Genomic DNA, 16703 nt, shown 5'->3' on the forward strand with positions numbered 1-16703 from the left:
CGATGGCGAGGATGCGGCCCCCGAGCCGCTCCGGCCGGGGCGGCGTTCCTCAGGCCACCGCGGCCTGCTTCTGCAGGCTCAGCAGCATGTTGGCAATCTGGCGCACCTGTAGCTCGCTGTCCTGAAGCTCCTTCTTGCGAGCGCCGCCATACGCGAACTCGTCGTGGTCGATGCCCGGGACCAGCAGGCCGCTCTCCTCGAAGGAGCGCTCCAGACGGGCGAGAAGCTGCTCCCAGACGCCGAGGCGGGACCAGCGGATGAAGGTCTGGGCCGCCATCCACCACGGGCCGTAATGCGCCGGAACAGCGCGCCAGTTGGTATCGTGCCAGTGACGCCAGAGGATCGCGTCGACGGTTCGCTTGAGATCGTGAGGCTGCGTCTTGCCGCGGGGTCGGCAGCCTTCGAGCAATGGTGCGAGCACAGCCCACTGCGCCTCCGTCAACATCAACAACCCCCTGCTCACGATTCCGCCTGGAATCATATTACCAAGGGTAATCTGCTTCTTCAATCGGGCTGCACACCGCCGGTTGAAGTTTGTTGATCCACCACAACACGGATCCGGTTCGAGATCGTTTATGCTCTAACATGCAGCCAAACGGACTAATCCTAGGCTTACTTGATAGATTAGATATTTTGGTTTGTATGTATTTTTTTGGCTATGAAAATTTCTTCACAAGAGTAGATATAATCACGATTGAAAATAAAAATGATGATGCATTCTCAGCGTCAGGTACAAAAGAGATAAAAATCTTACTTCAAGAGTTTTGATCGATCGTGAGTGTTTCCAATCGGTGTGAATGTGGCGATCAAAGCTGACAGAAACGTCATTGACCTGTCATGAAATTGTCGCGACGATGCAGCCATCGGTGAGCGTGGAACGCCCGCCAGACAACCGGATCATACCGGCAGTCATCGATGGGGATCTCTGGGGCCGCACCCGCTTTGTCGCCAAGGTTAAGCTTCCGGCGCAAGGTTCCGGACGTCTGAGCTTGGCACCGACATGTCGAGAGGGATCAACGGCCTCGTCGATCTCGGGCTTGCCCGAGATCGAATCGATGCGGATCTCGGGCTTGCCCGAGATCGAAGCAATCGTCGGCATCTTGGACCGTTGGCATCATGCGGCGGGACAGCCCGGATGGCCCGAGATCATGAGCGGGACCGAAGGAGACCGGGTTGCCGCATCGTCTCCCGCGCGACGTCGTCGCGTGCTGCAAACAGGACAAGGCCAGCGCGGACATGCCAGTTCGGCAGGGCAGCGTGCCAGCGCTTCCGGCTGCCAGATGGCCGGCTCGGATCCGGCGAGGCATAACCGATCCGAGAGCGCGCAAAGCGACCCGATGGGGTAGCCTGCCGGTCTGCCTGTCACGATGGGGAGAAGGATGGTGGAGCTAAGCGGGATCGAACCGCTGACCTCTTGAATGCCATTCAAGCGCTCTCCCAGCTGAGCTATAGCCCCATCCGTCACCCGCGGCGCTGGGAACGCCTGCGGGTCTCGTCATGTCGTGATCGCGTGTCGCGATCGAAGCACGCCTGTCTTGGCGGCATCAGGCCCGATGTGGTGGAGCTAAGCGGGATCGAACCGCTGACCTCTTGAATGCCATTCAAGCGCTCTCCCAGCTGAGCTATAGCCCCGTCCATCAGCCGCGGCGCTGGGAACGCCTGCGGGTCTCGTCACGTGGTGATCGCATGTCGCGATCGGATCACACCAACCGACGCCTGATTCGGCAGCGTCTGATGCGATGTGGTGGAGCTAAGCGGGATCGAACCGCTGACCTCTTGAATGCCATTCAAGCGCTCTCCCAGCTGAGCTATAGCCCCACGCTACAGGACGTATGGGATCCGTCCCGGAACCGATCGGTGCCCTCGGGGAGGGCGCCGCCGGTGAGCGGCGGTATATGAGGGTGTGGCGCCGGACACAAGCCCTCGGGGCGGGTCTTCGCGAAGTTTTCGTGACTGTCGCGAATTCCAAAACGGCGCCAGAAGGTTGGGGCGACCGCAGCCGGGGGCCGCCGTCGCCCGCCCTCGGGGAGGATCAGGATTCCTCGTCGCTTTCGATGTCGCCGTCGATGAAGTCGGAGACGTCGTCGCCGCTCTCCTCGTCCTCCTCCAGGAAGGTATCGTCCTCGCCGCCGGCATCGCCCACATCGGCGTCGTCGTCGACCACGACGTCGGCGCCGTCCTCGGCGGCCTCGACCTCGTCGAGGGAGACCATCTCGGGGGTGCCGGCCTCCTCCTCGGTCTCTTCCTCCCGCGGGGCGCGGTTGGCGATCGCCGGGGCGGGGACGCGGGTGCTGGAGAGCGCGGCGACCTGATAGACCGTGCCGCATTTCGGGCACACGGCGGGGTCCCTGCTGAGGTCGTAGAACTTCGCGCCGCAGCTCATGCACTGGCGCTTCAAGCCGAGTTCCGGTCTGGCCACGGTAGTTTCGTTCCTGTCGATGTCGGTAAGAGTGGGTCCGGTTAGTCGCGCCTGCCAGCCCTGTCAAATACCTGGGGCGCCAGCGGATGACGCGGCGGTGCCCGCATGCTAACGACCCGGCCGTTTTCCCGCGTTTCTTCGCGGCTCTCCAGAATCAGGCCTGCTGCCCGTGTCGCACGCTTCCACTCCGTCCCCGATCACCGCCCAGGCCGGCACGGCCCTGCGGGGCCGGCTGCGGCCGCCCGGCGACAAGTCGATCTCGCACCGGGCGATCATCCTCGGCCTGCTCAGCCTCGGCGAGACCCGGATCGAAGGCCTGCTCGAAGGCGACGACGTGCTGCGCACCGCCGCCGCCGCCAAGGCCCTCGGGGCGGGCATCGACCGCGACGGGGAGGGGCGCTGGCGGGTGCGCGGCGTCGGCGTCGGCGGCCTGTCGGATCCGGCGGGCGTGCTCGATTTCGGCAATGCCGGCACCGGCTCGCGGCTGATGATGGGCGTGGTCGGCGGCCACCCGGTCACCGCGACCTTCGACGGCGACGCCTCGCTGCGCAAGCGGCCGATGCGGCGGATCCTCGATCCCCTGGTGCAGATGGGCGTGACGGTGGTGGAACAGGCCGAGGGCGGCCGGGTGCCGCTCACCTTACGCGGTCCCCGCGAGGCGGTGCCGATCACCTATGAGAGCCCGGTCGCCTCGGCGCAGGTGAAGTCGGCGGTGCTTCTCGCCGGTCTGAACGCCCCGGGCACGACCACGGTGGTCGAGGCCGCGGCGACCCGCGACCATACCGAGCGGATGCTGCGCCTGTTCGGCGCCACCGTCGCGGTCGAGGCGATCGGTCCCGGCGGCCATGGCCGGCGCATCGCGCTCACCGGTCAGCCGACCCTGACCGCCACCGACGTGGTGGTGCCGGCCGATCCGTCCTCGGCCGCCTTCGCGCTGGTGGCGGCCCTGATCGTGCCGGGCTCCGAGGTCGTGATCGAGGGGGTGATGATGAACCCCCTGCGCACCGGCCTCCTCACCACGCTCCTGGAGATGGGCGGCGACATCGCGCGGCTGAACGAGCGCGAGGAGGGCGGCGAGACCGTCGCCGACCTGCGGGTGCGCCACAGCCGCCTGACGGGCGTCGCGGTGCCGCCCGAGCGGGCGCCGGCGATGATCGACGAGTATCCGGTGCTCGCGGTGGCGGCGGCCTGCGCCGAAGGCACCACCCGGATGCAGGGCCTGCACGAGCTGCGCGTCAAGGAATCGGACCGCCTCGCCGCGGTGGCGGCGGGTCTCACGGCCAACGGCGTCTCTCACGTCGTCGAGGGCGACGACCTCATCGTCCACGGCGACGGGGCCGCGCCCGCGGGCGGCGGCACGGTCGAGACCCATCTCGACCACCGCATCGCCATGGCGTTCCTGGTGCTGGGCATGGCCGCCCGGACGCCGGTGACGGTCGACGACGGCGCAATGATCGCGACGAGCTACCCGGCCTTCCTCGCCGACATGCGGGCGCTCGGCGCCGCGCTCGACGCATGAGGCTGTCCATGATCATCGCCATCGACGGGCCGGCGGCCTCCGGCAAGGGGACGCTCGCCAGGCGCCTGGCGGCGCATTACCGCCTGCCGCACCTCGATACCGGCCTGCTCTATCGGGCGGTGGCGCTGACGCTCCTCGATGCGGACCGCGACCTTGCCGACGCCACGGCGGCCGCGGATGCCGCGCGGGGGCTCGACGTGGCCTTCCTGGGCGATCCGCGCCTGCGCGACAGCGCGATGGGCGAGGCGGCCTCGATCGTCTCGGCGCAAGCCGCGGTGCGCGCCGCGCTCCTCGACTGGCAGCGCCGCTTCGCCGGCGCGCCCGGGGGCGCCGTGCTCGACGGGCGCGACATCGGCACCGTGGTCTGCCCGGATGCCGCCGTGAAGCTGTTCGTCACCGCGTCGGCCGAGGAGCGTGCCCGCCGCCGCCACCGCGAACTCGGCGAACGGGGCGAGACGATTCCCTACGACGCGGTGCTGGCCGACATCCTGCGCCGCGATGCCCGCGATGCGGACCGCGATGCCGCGCCCTTGCGGGTGGCCGAGGATGCGGTGGTGCTCGACACCACGGCGCTGGATGCCGACGCCGCCTTCCAGGTCGCCACCGACGTGGTCGAGGGGCGGGGCGGCAAGCGGAACTGAGCGTCGGTCCGCGTGCGGAGCCGATCGTGCCGCCCACCTGATACCAGCAGCGGCCCAGGATGCTGACGCATCGGGCCGTTGGCCCATCTCGAATTTTCGACATCAAGCCAGAGGCTTGGCGAAAATTCGAGAACGGAACCAACGGTCGTTTTCAACGACCGTTGGTATGACACCCCTCCGCCACGAAGTCGTGGCAGATCGTTTCGACACCGCGCGACTCCCGGCGCGCCCTCCACTTCGGACCTCCGCCTCCCATGATCCGCCTCGACAAGATCGGCAAGCAGAACGGCAACCAGCTCCTCTTCATCGAGGCATCGGCGGCATTGCAGCGCGGCGAGAAGGTCGGGCTCGTCGGTCCCAACGGCGCCGGCAAGACGACCCTGTTCCGGATGATCACCGGTGAGGAGCAGCCCGACGAGGGCCAGGTTTCGACCGATCGCGGTATCACCATCGGATATTTCAGCCAGGATGTCGGCGAGATGGCCGGCCGCTCCGTCCTGTCCGAGGTGATGGACGGGGCCGGCCCGGTGAGCGTCGTGGCGGCCGAGCTGCGCGAGATCGAGTCGGCGCTCGCCGATCCCGACCGGGCCGACGAGATGGACGCGCTGGTCGAGCGGTATGGCGAGGTGCAGGGGCGGTTCGAGGAACTTGGCGGCTATGCCCTGGAGGGCCGCGCGCACGAGGTGCTGGCGGGCCTGAGCTTCGCGCCCGAGATGATCGAGGGTGATGTCGGCGCCCTGTCGGGTGGCTGGAAGATGCGCGTCGCGCTCGCCCGCATCCTGCTCATGAACCCCGACGTGATGCTCCTCGACGAGCCGAGCAACCACCTCGACCTCGAGAGCCTGATCTGGCTCGAGGACTTCCTGAGGGGCTTCGACGGCGCCCTGCTGATGACCTCGCACGACCGGGCCTTCATGAACCGGATCGTCGGCAAGATCATCGAGATCGATGCCGGATCGCTCACCACCTATTCGGGCGACTACGCCTTCTACGAGCAGCAGCGCGCCTTGAGCGAGGCGCAGCAGCAGGCGCAGTTCGAGCGCCAGCAGGCGATGCTGGCCAAGGAGATCAAGTTCATCGAGCGCTTCAAGGCGCGCGCCTCGCACGCCGCCCAGGTGCAGAGCCGGGTGAAGAAGCTCGACAAGATCGAGCGCGTCGAGCCGCCTCGGCGGCGCCAGAGCGTGGCCTTCGACTTCCCCGCCGCCCCGCGCTCCGGCGACGACGTCATCAGCCTGAAGGGTGTGCGCAAGAGCTATGGCAGCCGCACGATCTATGACGGGCTCGATTTCGGCATCCGCCGCAAGGAGCGCTGGTGCGTGATGGGCGTCAACGGCGCCGGCAAGTCGACGCTCCTCAAGCTCGCCACCGGCACGACCGCGCCGGATTCCGGCACCGTGACGATCGGCGCCAGTGTCAAGCTCGGCTACTTCGCCCAGCACGCCATGGATACGCTAGACGGCGAGCGGACGGTCTTCGAGTTCCTGGCGGAGTCGTTCCCGCAGGCCGGTCAGGGATCGCTGCGCACCCTCGCCGGCTGCTTCGGCTTCTCGGGCGACGACGTCGAGAAGCGCTGCCGGGTGCTCTCCGGCGGCGAGAAGGCCCGGCTCGCCATGGCCAAGATGCTCTACGACCCGCCGAACTTCCTCGTCCTCGACGAGCCGACCAACCACCTCGACGTCGGCACCAAGGACATGCTGATCGCGGCGCTCGCCCAGTACGAGGGCACGATGCTGTTCGTCTCGCACGACCGGCACTTCCTCGCCGCCCTGTCGAACCGGGTGCTGGAACTGACGCCGGAGGGCATCCACCAATATGGCGGCGGCTACGTGGACTATGTCGAGAGCACCGGGCGCGAGGCGCCGGGGCTCCGGCACTGAGAGCCGGGCAGAGGCGGTTTTTCGACGAAGGCGGAGACGCGGAGTGCCTGACTTGCGCTGCGCCCCGTCAGGGCGCAGGAGGGCGCCCGCGCGCCATCCCGTTCATCCGATCGGCGTGCGTCACCGGATTAGGTTGGAGGCGGCGAGATCGAGAATCTCGTCGCCGCGACCATTCATCACCGCCCGCATCACGTAGAGGCTGAAGCCCTTCACCTGCTCGGCCTGGATCCGGGGCGGCATGGCGAGTTCCTGGCGGTTCGTCACCACGTCGAGGAGGGCCGGGCCGTCATGGGCCAGCATCTCGGCGATGGCCCCTTCCAGGTCGCCCGGATCCTCCACCCGGCGGCCATGCAGGCCCGCGGCGCGGGCGATGGCGGAAAAATCGGGGTTCTGGAGCGCGACCCCGGTCTCGAGATAGCCGGCGGCCTTCATCTCCATCTCGACGAAGCCGAGGGTGCCGTTGTTGACCACCACCACCTTCACCGGCAGCTTTTCCTGCACCAGGGTGAGAAGGTCGCCCATCAGCATGGTGAATCCGCCGTCGCCCGCAAGCGCGATGACCTGGCGGCCGGGCTGCGCGGCCTGAATCCCGATCGCGTGCGCCATGGCGTTCGCCATCGAGCCGTGCGTCCAGGAGCCGATCAGCCGCCGGTCCTCGGTCATCGTAAGGTAGCGCGCTGCCCAGATGGTGGGCGTGCCGACATCCGCCGTGAACACCGCGTCGGGGGCGGCCGCCTCGCTCACCAGCCGGGTCAGGTATTGCGGGTGGATCGGCGTGCGGCCGGGTTTGCCGGTGGCGAGGTCGTCCAGGCCCTCGCGGGCCTTGGCGTAGTGCGCCAGGCAGCGGTCGAGGTGGCGCCTGTCGGTGCGCGGTTCGAGCCGCGTCAGCAGGCCGGCGATCGTTACCCCGACATCGCCGACGAGGCCGAGATCGAGCCGGCAGCGGCGGCCGAGATTTTCCGGCCGGATGTCGATCTGGGCGATCCTGGCATTGTCCGGGTAGAACTGGCGGTAGGGGAAGTCGGTGCCGAGCAGCAGCAGGGCGTCGCAGGATTCCATCGCGGCGTAGCCGGACGAGAAGCCGATCAGCCCGGTCATGCCGACGTCGTAAGGGTTGTCGTGCTCGACATGCTCCTTGCCGCCGAGCGCATGGACCACCGGCGCCTTCAGGGTCTCGGCGAGGCGGATCACCTGATCCCGCGCTCCGGCGCAGCCGCGCCCGCAGAACAGCGTCACCGTCTCCGACCCCTGGAGGAGATCGGCCAGCGCGTCGATCTCGGAGGCCGGCGGCAGGACGATCGGGGGCTTGGGCGTCAGGGTCGCCGGCGCGGCGAGCGCCCGCTCCGGCGCCTCCTTGAGGGCGACGTCGCCCGGGATCACCACCACCGACACGCCGCCCTGGCTCACCGCGGTGCGGATCGCGATCTCGAGGACATAGGGCAACTGGCTCGGATCGGAGACGAGTTCGCAATAGTGGCTGCACTCCCGGAACAGCGCCTCGGGGTGGGTGGCCTGGAAATAGCCGGTGCCGATCTCCGCCGAGGGGATGTGGGCGGCGATGGCGAGCACCGGCGTGCGCGTCCGATGGGCGTCGTAGAGGCCATTGATGAGGTGCAGGTGGCCCGGGCCGCAGGAGCCGGCACAGACTGCCAGCCCGCCGGTGACCTGCGACTCGGCCGAGGCCGCGAAGGCCGCCACCTCCTCGTGGCGCACATGGACCCAGCGGATCTTGCCCGGATTCTTGCCTCTGGCCCGGATCGCCTCGGTGAGGCCGTTCAGGCTGTCGCCGACGACGCCGTAGACGCGCGCGACGCCGGCATGCTCCAGGGTCTCGATGCAGAGATCGGCAACGGTGCGGCTTGGCATGACACGCTCCTGCACACTGCGCCGCAGCGGCACCGCCGCGGACAGGGGCCGCTCTCCCGGCGAGGGGCCCATGAGGGCCGGATCTAGGGCGCGGTCGCCCGAAGGGGACGTCTCATGCCAAGGGCCGAAAGAAAACGACCTTTGGTTCCGTTCTCCGATTTTCGCTCAGCCTTTGGCTGAGAGCATTGTCCGACGAAGTGGATACCGGTTCGTCGTAGACAATGCGGCAAAATCAAAGAGCGAGAGAAGCTTCGCGATGGCAACGCAATCGTGAAGCGCTCTAGCATCGAAAATGTGAGATGGTTCATCGGCCCGATGCGTCAGCATTTTGGGCCGATGGTCTCAGCAGGGCTGGTCCCGGATCGGAGAGCCGGCAGGAACGCATGGTGCGGCGACTACCGGATCGTGACGGCCGCAGAGTCATGTGGCTGCCCATCCTGCCGACAGACCACAAGAGATGACAAAAAAGAGACGCTGAAAAGAAAAAAGGCCACTCTTGCGAGTGGCCCGAAGTCTAGGGAGGAAACGCCCAAGAGGGCTGGCAAGTCCGCGACGCCATCGCGTCCTTGCGTGACAGGTGCATCCCATGATTTTTTGCGCTGCACAACGCGGGCTTTCGTGCGGGGTGCCATGCGTGCGGTGCATGAAGCCTGGCCGTGAGGCGGTCACGCCGGGGCGATCTCGAACGCCATCCCGCGCCCGGGCCCCTGGTCCGCATAATCGACCAGGGTGTAGCCACGCTCCGACAAAGCCGCCTCCAGATCGTCGCGGTGCCGGCGGAACATCTGGCCGATCGCGAGCGGCGTCAGGCGCGGGCTCGCCCGCCGCAATTCATCCACGCCGACCTGGACCGGCGCGCCCTCCCGATCGGCGATCCGGATCAGGATCGCGGCCAGTTCCGCCGACTTGGTCTCGGCGGCGGATTTCGGCTTGAAGGCCATCGCTTGTCTCCTCGTCGGGTCGTCTCTGGGGTCAGCCGCCGCTGATCTGCTCGGCGAAGTCGTCCGGGATCTCGCCGAAGGTGCCCAGGATCGTCACGCTCTCGAGTTCGCCGGTCTCGTCATCCGCCACGATCCGAAGGGCCGCCGCGCCCGGCATGCGCCCGGCGATCGCGGCGGCGCGCTTCAGCGCGCCGCTCTCCGTCGGCGCTACGTCGCGCGCACCCGGCCGCAACCGCTTCCGGTGCACTTCGAACGTCTGCACCATGAAGGTCGTCCGCATCGTCATTCCGGTCTCCCGCCACCATTCCCCTTCGGTCCGAAACTATCCCGGATCCCGACGCGCGACCGTAAGGTGCCGGCCCGCCTGTTCTTTTTTCGTTCTAGACCAGCTTCGCGCGTCCCTCCACCGCATCGTCGCCATGGCCGGCGCGGCGCGATGGAGATGGATTAAGTCATCCGGTCGAGCGTGTACCATCACGGGATGTCACCGAACTGTTGCTCACGCGCATCTATACGCCGTTCTGGAAACATTCCAAGGAAGCGTCCATGGCCATCGGCCCCTCGACCACGCAGACCCCCTATCTGGTGCCGAGCACCGGCAATGTCAGCTTCACGTCGATCCTGAGCGTGGGCGATACCGTGCCCGGCTCGGTCAAGGCGAACGGCACGCCCTGGCGCTTCGTCGGCATCCCGGACGGCATCGGCGCCTTCGACAACGGTGACGGTACCGCCACGGTGCTGGTCAACCACGAGATCGGTGCCACCGCCGGCGTGGTGCGGGCGCACGGCTCGGCCGGCGCCTTCGTCGACCGGCTGATCGTCGACAAGGCCAGCCTGAAGGTTCTCTCGGCTGGTGATCTCGGCACCAGCTTCTACGGCTTCAATGCCGCCACCGGCACCTACCAGCAGGGCACCACGGCGCTGGCGCGCCTGTGCTCGGCCGACCTTCCGGCGGTCTCGGCCTTCTATGACGCGGCGACCGGGCTCGGCACCCAGGCCCGCATCTTCATGAACGGCGAGGAGAACGGCACCGAGGGCCGGGCGCTCGCCTGGATCGTGAACGGCCCCGAGGCCGGCCGCATCTACGAGCTGCCCCGCCTCGGCAAGTTCTCGATGGAGAACTCGCTGGCGAACCCGGCCTCTGGCGCCAAGACGGTGACAATCGGCACCGACGATTCCGCGACCGGCCAGCTTTACGTCTATGTCGGCAACAAGCAGGCCACCGGCTCCGAGATCGACAAGGCCGGCCTGACCAACGGCAAGCTCTACGGCATCAAGGTGCCGTCGGTCGTCGCCGAGACCAACGCCACCTCGCTCGACCCGGCCGGCGCCGCCTTCTCCTTGCAGGAGATGGGCCCGAATGGAGACGTCTCGCGGGTGACCGGCGCGCAGCTCCAGGACGAGAGCGACGCCGAGGGCGTGACCACCTTCCTGCGGCCCGAGGATGGCGCCTGGGATCCGAGCAACCCCAACCGGTTCTACTTCGTCACCACGAACGGCATCACCAGCCCGTCGCGGCTCTGGGCGCTCGACTTCACCGACGTCACCCGTCCGGAACTCGGCGGCACCATCAAGGAGCTGCTGCGCGGGACCGAAGGGCAGGTGATGCTCGACAACATGACGGTGACCGCCGACGGCAAGGTCATCCTCCAGGAGGATCCGGGCAACAGCCCCCGCCTGTCCAAGGTGTTCCAGTACGATCCGGCCACCGGCTCCCTGACCGAACTCGCCCAGCACGATCCGGCCCGCTTCGCCGCGCCGACCGCGCCGTTCAACCAGGATGAGGAATCCTCCGGCGTCGTCGACGTCAGCACGATCTTCGGCGCGCCGGGCCGGCAGGCTTACCTCCTCGACACCCAGGCCCATTACGCCCTGGGTGGCGAGCTGGTCGAGGGCGGCCAGCTGATGATGATGTATCAGGACCGCACGATCCGCGGCACCGCCGGCAACGACACCCTGACCGGCAGCGCCATCGACGACCTGATCCTCGGCGCGGCGGGCGACGACACGATCAACGGCCGTACCGGTACCAACATCCTGTCGGGCGGCACCGGCACCGACACCGCGGTGTTCGATCTCCGCCTCGCCGATGCCCGGGTGAGCGCCGAGAACGGCCGCGACGTGGTGAGCGCGGGCAATACCCGCAGCACCGTCACGGGCTTCGAGCGCTACCTTTTCACCGACACGACCGTGACGGTGGCGGACGGCGCCCCGCTCGTCGACGACCTGTTCTACTTGGCGAACAACAAGGACGTGCTGGCCGCCGGCCAGGACGCCGACACCCACTACGCCACCTATGGCTGGAAGGAAGGCCGCGATCCCAACGCGCTGTTCTCCACCACCGGCTACCTCGCCGCCAACGCCGATGTCCGCGCTGCCGGCCTCAACCCGCTCCAGCACTACGACCAGTATGGCTGGAAGGAAGGCCGCGACCCGTCGGCGGCCTTCGACAACGAGCAGTATCTCGCCCGCAATGCGGACGTGAAGGCCGCCGGTATCGACCCGCTCAAGCACTTCATCGAGTACGGCCAGGACGAGGGCCGGCAAGCCTATGCGGCGATCGGCAAGACCGCCGACCTCGCGGCGCATCCGGGCTTCGACGCCGAGTTCTACCTGCTCTCGTATGCCGACGTGGCGCGCGCCGCGACGGCATCCGGCAAGGACCCCTTCGCCTATGCCTACGAGCACTACCAGACCTATGGCTGGAAGGAGGGGCGCAACCCCAACGCGGTGTTCGACACCAAGGGCTACCTGAACGCCTATGGCGATGTCCGGGCGGCCGGGATCGACCCGCTGATGCACTACGACCAGTATGGCTGGAAGGAAGGCCGCGATCCGTCGAAGGGCTTCGATACGACGGCCTATCTCGATGCCTATGGCGACGTGGCGCGGGCCCGGCTCGACCCGATGCAGCACTACCTGCAATACGGCGCGACCGAGGGCCGCTCGACCTTCGGCGACACAACCTTCGGCGCCGGCAACCAGGGCTGATCCGTCGGGACACCCGTTCCGGTTCGACCACGAGGGCGCCCCGTCACCGTCAGGTGGCGGGGCGCCTCGCATTGGAGCAAGGCCCCGTCCGGAGCGCAGACCTCCCGCCCGGTCGCCGCGCTTGCGCCGCCGGGCGGGCTGGACCAAAGCGAGCCCTGCCCGCATTCCGCCGGGTCTCGGCATTCCCCCGGCTCCTTCCCGATGCAGGCCGTCCTCGACGCCGCCCTCCCGATCTTCGCGCTGATCCTGGCGGGCTTCCTGTGCGGCCGCACCGCCCTGTTCGGGCCGGCCGCCGCCGACAGCCTGAACCGGTTCGCGATCTACCTCGCCCTGCCGGCGCTGATGTTCGGCGCGATGGCGAAGATCACGCCGGACCAGGTCGCCCAGATCGGGTTCGCGGCCGCCTTCGCGGGCGGCATCGCGGCGGCCTTCGCGGTGGCCTACCTGCTCGGGCGCGGTCGGGGCCTGCCCGGGGCCCAGGCCTGCATCGAGGGGCTGGATGCGGGCTACAGCAATGTCGGCTTCATGGGCATCCCGCTCTGCCTCCTGGTATTCGGGCCGGCGAGCCTGCCGGCGGCGGTGATCGCGACGCTGTTCACCGCCTGCGTGCTGTTCCTGTTCGCGATCGTGCTGATCGAACTCGATCTCCGGAAGGGGGCGGGGTCGGGCACCGCCCGCAAGGTGGGGCTGGCGCTGGTGCGCAACCCGCTCCTGATCGCGCCGCTGGCCGGCCTCGCGGTCGGGCTCGCCGGCCTGTCGGTGCCCGGCCCGATCGAGCGGTTCGCCGGGCTCCTCGGCGGTGCGGCCTCGCCCTGCGCGCTGGTCTGCATCGGGCTGTTCCTCGCCCAGGAGCGGGTGGTCCTCTCGGATATCCGGCCGATGGCGGCACTCGTCGTCCTCAAGCTGGTGCTCCAGCCGGCGGTCACCGCGGTCCTCGTCTACAAGGTCTTCGCGGTGCCGGATCTGTGGGCGCGGGCGGCGGTGCTGCTCGGCGCTCTGCCGATCGGCTCGGGACCGTTCACGCTGGCCAAGCTCTACGGGCTGGAGGCCGGCGTGACCTCCGGGGCGATCCTGCTCTCGCACCTCGCCTCGGTGATCACCGTGTCGCTGCTCGTGGCCTGGCTCGCCTGACGGAGGAGGGCTGTCCGGGCGAGCGCTCCGGCGCCCATGCCCCCGCGTCGCGTCGCCACACCACCGCGCCCTCCGGGGGCCGGGCCGGCCGTGACGCGGGGCGCGCCCGGCCACCCTGCACGGTGAATTCGATCCCGATGGTGGAATTTGCTTGAGCCCGGAATGCGTTCGCGGGAATGAACCGTCCCGGGTCTCCCACGTCTCGACCGCGACGTCGACCGCGACGCCGGTCTTTCTCGATGGCATGACGGAGGAATAGGGAAAGATGGTGCCGTTTCGCCAACGCTTAATCGGATCTTGAATGTCTGCCCCGAGTCTCACAGACTTGAGACTGTCAGCCAGGACGGGGAGGAACATGGAAACGGGAGGCTGCCTTCTCAGGCGGTTCACGGCCGTTCCGTCCACGGGCGTCCTGCCGGGCGGGCTCGCGCGGGGCCGCGCTTAGGACATGGCGATGCGTCGCTCGCTTCGCGGGATCTTTGCCGCCGGGCCGCCGGTCCGGGACCGGGCGCTCGCCGGACGTCTGATGCGGACGATCTTCGGCTGCTACATCGTGGTGGCCGTCGGCCTCACGGCCGTGCAGATGTTCGTCGCCTATCGGGCGGCCAGCCAGCGCCTCCAGGACGACGTGGCGGCCCTCCAGCGCACCTTCAGCCCCGGCATCGAGGACGCCATGTGGCGCTACAACGGCGAGGTGCTGCGCGGGATCCTGGCCGGCATGCAGGAGATCCCGACCGTCCTCGGGGTCGAGGTCCGCGACGAGGCCGGCCGGCGCGTGCAGGCGATCGGCAGTTTCACTGACGAGGCCGGGGCGATCTGGCATGTCGGCCGCAACGCCGAGGCGCAGCCGCACGCCCATCGCTTCGGAACTCCGTTCAGCCGCACCTTCCCGGTCGTCCATACCGACGAGAACGGCCGCATCTATCCGATCGGCTCCTGGACCGTCCATTCCGACGACAGCATCGCCATCGAGCAGGTCAAGAACACGCTGTCCGTGATCCTGATCAATTCGGCGATCAAGTCGCTGATGCTGTGGTTCATTTTTTACATGGTGATCCGCCGCATGGTCGGCCGGCCGCTCGACCAGATCCGCGACTATCTCGCCCGGATCGACGCCGACACCCTCGCGGCGCCGCCGCTCACCATCGAGGCGGGCGGGCGCAACGAGCTGCACGCGCTCGCCGGCGCGCTCAACACCATGCGCGACCGGCTGCGGCGCTCCTTCGACGAGAACGCGGCCCTGATGCGCGACCTGCGCGAGATGAACGCGACGTTGCAGGACCGTATCGCCGAGCGCACCCGCGATCTCGAGACCCTGGCCCATACCGACCTGCTCACCGGCCTGTGTAACCGGCGCAAGCTCGACGAGGCCCTGGCCGAGGCGGCCGAGCGGGCGGGCGCGAGCGGCGCGCCGCTGTCGCTGATCCTCGGTGACGTCGACAACTTCAAGTCGGTCAACGACCGCTACGGCCACAAGGTCGGCGACCAGGTGCTGGTCGCCTTCGCGGCCCTCCTGCGCGACGCGGTGCGGCCGACCGACATCCTGGGCCGCTGGGGTGGCGAGGAATTCATGCTGCTCTGCCCGGACGCCGACCTCGCCACGGCCACGGCCATCGCCGAGCGCCTGCGTCAGCGCGCCGAGGCCACGGCTCTCCCGGAGGTCGGCCCCCGCACCTGCTCGTTCGGCGTCGCCACCCTGGCCCCGGGCGAGAGCACCGACAGCCTCGTCGCCCGGGCCGATGCGGCGCTCTACCGCTGCAAGCGCAACGGCCGGAACCGCGTCGAGGCGAGTTCCGGGCCGTGGCCGGAGGTGGTGGAGCGCGGGGCGGCCTGACGCCCCGGTGCGGCTCAGCGCTGCCCGTCCCACGTCGCGATCGCGTTCTTGGTCAGTCCGCCCACCCGGGCATGCGGGCGGCCACCGGTGGTCATGGCGAGCGCGAACAGGATCTCGTCGGCCCGGGGGCCGTCCGCCACCGCCACCGTGACGCCGTCGAAATGCGAGCGGACATAAGCCGCGTCCTTGTGGTGGATCGGCACGTCGAGGGAGGCGCCCATCGGGCCGACCTTGGTCATCGACGGCACGATGGCGAGCGCCTGGCCGAGCAGCTCGCGCATGGCGTAGCCGCCGGGCACGTGCCAGAGCGCCCCGTGCTCCAGCTCGCCGGCCGAACCCACCAGCGACCCCTTGCCGTAGGCCTCGATCCGGCCGGGATCGCCGCCGAGCGCGTCGAGGAGCTTGCGGGCGCAGTCGACGCCGAGGGGTTTGAGCGCCTCCATCATCGGGGTGATCTCGGGCTCGTAGCGGCCTGCGAAGGGATTCTTCACCAGGCAGGCGACCGCGCCCTTGAGGACGGGCTGGCTCAGTGCGGGGCCACCGTCGTGACGGACCTCCTCGACGGTGACGACGATCTTGCGGACCTCGATCATGGGCGGATCTCCCTTGGTTCTTCGAGAAGGACGGACCGGCCCTGGAGCATCAGGGCGGCGGAGCGGATGAGGCCGGCGGCACGCATCGCTGTCGCCCGGCGCCGCCCGGTCTCAAGGGCGGCGTCGATGTCCGGGCCCGACAGCGCCGGGACCGCGACGGTGACGAGGCGGGGTCCAAGGTCGGAATCGGGGTCGAGATCGGTGGCGGGGACGCGCCGCACCCCCGGATGCCCGGGCAGGTCGACCGCGTTGGCGATGAGCGTCGCGGCGGCGTCGGCCGCGGCGGCGTCGCGGGCGAGAACCGTGACCGAATCGGCGATCCCGAGGGAGAAGGAGCGGCCCTGCCGCCCCGAGGTGGCGATGCCGCCGATCCCGTCCTGGTGGCGCACGATCACCCGGCCGTTCACCGCCGGAACCGGACCGCGGGAGAAATCGGCGGCGACGCCCACCGCCAGGGTCTCGCCCTCGGTGAGGTGGAGCGCGATGTCGCCGCCATCGTTGACGAAAGCCTTGTCGAGAGGGGCGGCGTCGCGCATTGCGTCCAGGATCTCGTCCGCCACCGCGCCCGCCACCGCGGCCATCGGGGTGACGAACGCGGTGTGCGGCCGGCACGCCGCGACCATCCGTCGGGCGATTCTCCCCTCGACCCGGGGGCGGTCACTCATGGGCTTGCGCAAGTCCGGCAACTCGCCGATCAGCTCGCCCAACACCGTCGCGAAGCGGGCGATGGCGGCCCGGTGCGCCTCGGCCACGGCGGAGTCGGCCCCGAAGGCGCGCAGGACCAGGTCGATCGGCCCGTGCTGAAGGTGCAGCCGTCCCTCCGCCAGACGCTGGTGCACCGGCCCATCCATCGATCAGCCGAGCCGGGCGATGAGGCGAACGAGGTCGGCC

The 16703-nt window shown here is 68.8% G+C and carries 14 protein-coding genes and 3 tRNA genes; 6 read left to right on the forward strand and 11 right to left on the reverse strand.

The features are described 5' to 3' along the window. Positions 1-49 precede the first annotated feature (49 nt). The 6 genes from VP06_RS38915 to VP06_RS05240 form a co-directional block, all read right to left on the reverse strand. Positions 50-481 carry a transposase gene (locus tag VP06_RS38915; protein ID WP_082167179.1) on the reverse strand — a complete coding sequence of 144 codons (432 nt, stop codon included), beginning with the start codon at positions 479-481 and terminating at the stop codon, positions 50-52. A 354-nt stretch (positions 482-835) separates the two neighbouring features. Next, complete coding sequence (locus tag VP06_RS37640) at positions 836-1099, reverse strand: hypothetical protein (protein ID WP_210168116.1); 264 nt, start codon at positions 1097-1099, stop codon at positions 836-838. Positions 1100-1380: 281 nt separating this feature from the next. Beyond that, positions 1381-1456, reverse strand: a tRNA-Ala gene (locus tag VP06_RS05225). 100 nt (positions 1457-1556) lie between these two features. Further along, positions 1557-1632 (reverse strand) — tRNA-Ala (locus VP06_RS05230). Positions 1633-1742: 110 nt separating this feature from the next. Beyond that, positions 1743-1818 (reverse strand) — tRNA-Ala (locus VP06_RS05235). Between the two features lie 214 nt (positions 1819-2032). Further along, on the reverse strand, positions 2033-2419 hold the full coding sequence (locus VP06_RS05240) for a TIGR02300 family protein (RefSeq protein ID WP_048462772.1): 387 nt from the start codon (positions 2417-2419) through the stop codon (positions 2033-2035). 169 nt (positions 2420-2588) lie between these two features. Between VP06_RS05240 and aroA the strand changes: the two genes are divergently transcribed. The 3 genes from aroA (at position 2589) to VP06_RS05255 (ending at position 6456) form a co-directional block, all read left to right on the forward strand. Then, complete coding sequence (aroA, locus tag VP06_RS05245) at positions 2589-3938, forward strand: 3-phosphoshikimate 1-carboxyvinyltransferase (RefSeq protein WP_048462773.1); 1350 nt, start codon at positions 2589-2591, stop codon at positions 3936-3938. An 8-nt stretch (positions 3939-3946) separates the two neighbouring features. Continuing rightward, positions 3947-4579 carry a (d)CMP kinase gene (gene cmk / locus VP06_RS05250; RefSeq protein ID WP_048462774.1) on the forward strand — a complete coding sequence of 211 codons (633 nt, stop codon included), beginning with the start codon at positions 3947-3949 and terminating at the stop codon, positions 4577-4579. Positions 4580-4833: 254 nt separating this feature from the next. Continuing rightward, the gene (locus tag VP06_RS05255) at positions 4834-6456 is read left to right on the forward strand and encodes an ABC-F family ATP-binding cassette domain-containing protein (RefSeq protein ID WP_048462775.1); all 1623 of its coding nucleotides are present in this window, start codon (positions 4834-4836) and stop codon (positions 6454-6456) included. Positions 6457-6576: 120 nt separating this feature from the next. On the opposite strand, the gene poxB is transcribed toward VP06_RS05255, so the two are convergent. From poxB to VP06_RS05270, 3 genes are all read right to left on the reverse strand, one after another. Next, positions 6577-8322, reverse strand: coding sequence for a ubiquinone-dependent pyruvate dehydrogenase (gene poxB, locus VP06_RS05260; protein WP_048462776.1), 1746 nt, complete (start codon positions 8320-8322; stop codon positions 6577-6579). A 665-nt stretch (positions 8323-8987) separates the two neighbouring features. Further along, the gene (locus VP06_RS05265) at positions 8988-9263 is read right to left on the reverse strand and encodes a hypothetical protein (RefSeq protein ID WP_048462777.1); all 276 of its coding nucleotides are present in this window, start codon (positions 9261-9263) and stop codon (positions 8988-8990) included. A gap of 31 nt (positions 9264-9294) precedes the next feature. Beyond that, positions 9295-9549 (reverse strand): hypothetical protein, encoded by a 255-nt coding sequence (locus tag VP06_RS05270; protein WP_048462778.1) that lies wholly within the window; start codon positions 9547-9549, stop codon positions 9295-9297. Between the two features lie 260 nt (positions 9550-9809). On the opposite strand from VP06_RS05270, the gene VP06_RS05275 reads away from it, so the two are divergent. The 3 genes from VP06_RS05275 to VP06_RS33625 all read left to right on the forward strand — a co-directional run bounded on the left by VP06_RS05275 (position 9810) and on the right by VP06_RS33625 (position 15219). After that, positions 9810-12254, forward strand: coding sequence for an alkaline phosphatase PhoX (locus VP06_RS05275; protein WP_053081535.1), 2445 nt, complete (start codon positions 9810-9812; stop codon positions 12252-12254). A gap of 201 nt (positions 12255-12455) precedes the next feature. Then, on the forward strand, positions 12456-13385 hold the full coding sequence (locus tag VP06_RS05280) for an AEC family transporter (RefSeq protein WP_048462780.1): 930 nt from the start codon (positions 12456-12458) through the stop codon (positions 13383-13385). Between the two features lie 454 nt (positions 13386-13839). Beyond that, on the forward strand, positions 13840-15219 hold the full coding sequence (locus VP06_RS33625) for a GGDEF domain-containing protein (RefSeq protein ID WP_053081536.1): 1380 nt from the start codon (positions 13840-13842) through the stop codon (positions 15217-15219). 14 nt (positions 15220-15233) lie between these two features. Here VP06_RS33625 and VP06_RS05290 read toward each other — a convergent pair whose 3' ends face one another. Next, positions 15234-15812 carry an amino acid synthesis family protein gene (locus VP06_RS05290; protein ID WP_048462781.1) on the reverse strand — a complete coding sequence of 193 codons (579 nt, stop codon included), beginning with the start codon at positions 15810-15812 and terminating at the stop codon, positions 15234-15236. Continuing rightward, positions 15809-16651, reverse strand: a complete 843-nt coding sequence (locus VP06_RS05295) for a UPF0280 family protein (protein ID WP_245291062.1) — start codon at positions 16649-16651, stop codon at positions 15809-15811. The genes VP06_RS05290 and VP06_RS05295 overlap by 4 nt, the downstream gene beginning before the upstream one ends. Positions 16652-16703 lie beyond the last annotated feature (52 nt).

This window comes from Methylobacterium aquaticum (assembly GCF_001043915.1).
GTDB classification, from domain to species: Bacteria; Pseudomonadota; Alphaproteobacteria; order Rhizobiales; family Beijerinckiaceae; genus Methylobacterium; species Methylobacterium aquaticum.

Excerpts from the sequence above, each read along its gene's own strand:
- poxB (WP_048462776.1), bottom strand. The coding sequence starts at position 8,322 with ATGCCAAGCCGCACCGTTGCCGATCTCTGCATCGAGACCCTGGAGCAT.
- cmk (WP_048462774.1), top strand. The coding sequence starts at position 3,947 with ATGATCATCGCCATCGACGGGCCGGCGGCCTCCGGCAAGGGGACGCTC.
- VP06_RS05265 (WP_048462777.1), bottom strand. The coding sequence starts at position 9,263 with ATGGCCTTCAAGCCGAAATCCGCCGCCGAGACCAAGTCGGCGGAACTG.
- VP06_RS05270 (WP_048462778.1), bottom strand. The coding sequence starts at position 9,549 with ATGACGATGCGGACGACCTTCATGGTGCAGACGTTCGAAGTGCACCGG.
- VP06_RS05290 (WP_048462781.1), bottom strand. The coding sequence starts at position 15,812 with ATGATCGAGGTCCGCAAGATCGTCGTCACCGTCGAGGAGGTCCGTCAC.
- VP06_RS33625 (WP_053081536.1), top strand. The coding sequence starts at position 13,840 with ATGCGTCGCTCGCTTCGCGGGATCTTTGCCGCCGGGCCGCCGGTCCGG.
- VP06_RS05255 (WP_048462775.1), top strand. The coding sequence starts at position 4,834 with ATGATCCGCCTCGACAAGATCGGCAAGCAGAACGGCAACCAGCTCCTC.
- VP06_RS37640 (WP_210168116.1), bottom strand. The coding sequence starts at position 1,099 with ATGCCGACGATTGCTTCGATCTCGGGCAAGCCCGAGATCCGCATCGAT.
- VP06_RS05275 (WP_053081535.1), top strand. The coding sequence starts at position 9,810 with ATGGCCATCGGCCCCTCGACCACGCAGACCCCCTATCTGGTGCCGAGC.
- VP06_RS38915 (WP_082167179.1), bottom strand. The coding sequence starts at position 481 with ATGATTCCAGGCGGAATCGTGAGCAGGGGGTTGTTGATGTTGACGGAG.
- VP06_RS05280 (WP_048462780.1), top strand. The coding sequence starts at position 12,456 with ATGCAGGCCGTCCTCGACGCCGCCCTCCCGATCTTCGCGCTGATCCTG.